1 protein-coding gene and 2 pseudogenes are annotated in these 1,499 nt (G+C 67.2%); all 3 read right to left on the reverse strand.

What is annotated here, in order from left to right:
- Positions 1 to 221: pseudogene (locus tag JHD07_RS12535) on the reverse strand (keto-hydroxyglutarate-aldolase/keto-deoxy-phosphogluconate aldolase); the annotation flags it as partial.
- A 38-nt stretch (positions 222 to 259) separates the two neighbouring features.
- A complete protein-coding gene (locus JHD07_RS12540) occupies positions 260 to 1,234 on the reverse strand; it encodes a sugar kinase (protein WP_291622449.1) in 975 nt (324 codons plus the stop codon).
- Positions 1,235 to 1,258: 24 nt separating this feature from the next.
- Positions 1,259 to 1,499: pseudogene (locus JHD07_RS12545) on the reverse strand (NAD-dependent epimerase); the annotation flags it as partial.

Raw genomic sequence — 1,499 nt, forward strand, 5'->3', positions numbered from 1 at the left:
CCGATGCCGACGATGGCCTCGGGCACTTCGGCCATGATCGCCCGCGCCGCCTCGATCGCAACTGATGTCCGCAGGGTCACCTCCAGCGTACGGACGCCGCCGGCCACCAGCGCATGGGCGAGCGGCACGGCATCCTGGATGCGCTCGATGGTGAGCACGGGGATCACGGTCGCGGCCTTGAACAGCGCGACGAGGTGGTTCTGTTGGGCAGCCGTGGTCATAGGTCTCGATTTCGCTTGGTCGCGTTGACTGGTCGCGTTCACTTGGTGGCCTGGCGGGAGGCCGCCGGCCGGTGCCGCTTCTTCGGCGGCATGGCATAGCCCGGAATGATGGCGCCGGGATAGCAAATCACGAGGCTGGCGAGGCGATGTCCGGCCTGGGCGGCCTCGACCGGATCGGCACCGGCGAGGCGCGCCGCGATATAGGCCGCGGCAAAGCTGTCGCCGGCGGCGGTGGTATCGACCACGGGCTTGGTCATTGGCTCGGCACGGACCTCGCTCGTACCGCCGGGGAAGCGCAACAGGCTCACCGGCTCGGTGAGGCGGAACACCAGCTCCGGGCTCGCAATGCGCGCCATCAGCTGCTCGTTGCTCTCGCCGGGATGGAGCGCCAGCAGGTCCTCGGCCGAGGTCAGCACGATGTCGGCGGCGGTGAATGCCGTGGCAAACACCTCGCGGGCGACGTCGCGATCGGGCCAGCCGCGGGCGCGAAAATTGGTGTCGAACACAAAGCGGGTGCCCAGCAGCCGCGCGCGCCTGATCGCTGCGAACAGGCGGTCGCGCCCGGGCGCATCATAGATCGAGAGCGTGATGGCGGAGAGATAGACGACATCGTAGCTCATCAGCGAATTGAGCAGCTCGTCGGTCTCCGGCAGACTCATCAGCTGGCGTGCCGCCGAGTTGTCGCGCCAGTGGAAGAACTGGCGTTCACCCTTTGCATCGGTCTGGATCATGTAGAGGCCGGGCAGCTTGCCCGGCAGCCGCAGGACGCGCCGCGTGCCGACGCCTTCCGCAATCCAGGCCGCGATCATCTCGTCGCTCAGCGCATCGTCGCCGAGCACGGTGAAATAGTCGACCTTGACCTCGAGCCGCGCCAGATAGATGGCGGTGTTGAGGGTGTCACCGCCGAAACTGCGCGAGTACAGGCCGCCGCCCTGCCCCTGCCCGGCAGACGCACCGCCCTGGGCCTGCCGGAGCTCGACCATGCACTCGCCGATGCAAGCAACGCTCGCCATCACCAGGGCCCGCTCAGTCAGAGGTCAGGCGACGAAATTGCCGCCGAGTTCGTCTTCGATGTGAATGCGGATGATGTCGTCGAAGGTCGTCTCGGCAGTTGTAAAGCCGAGCTCGCGCGACCGCCTTGCATCGAAATTGCGCGGCCAGCCGCCGACGATGCCGACAATGAAGGGATCGGGCTCGCGCTTGATTCGCGCGGCGACCTTTTCACCCGCAACCCGCTTCAGCGCGGCGATCTGCTCGCCGACCGTCGCTGAGAGTCCC

It is taken from the genome of Bradyrhizobium sp., from assembly GCF_016462955.1.
Classification (GTDB): Bacteria; Pseudomonadota; Alphaproteobacteria; order Rhizobiales; family Xanthobacteraceae; genus Bradyrhizobium.

Bases quoted from the DNA above. Each gene is read 5' to 3' on its own strand.
- JHD07_RS12540 (WP_291622449.1), bottom strand. From the start codon at position 1,234: ATGGCGAGCGTTGCTTGCATCGGCGAGTGCATGGTCGAGCTCCGGCAG.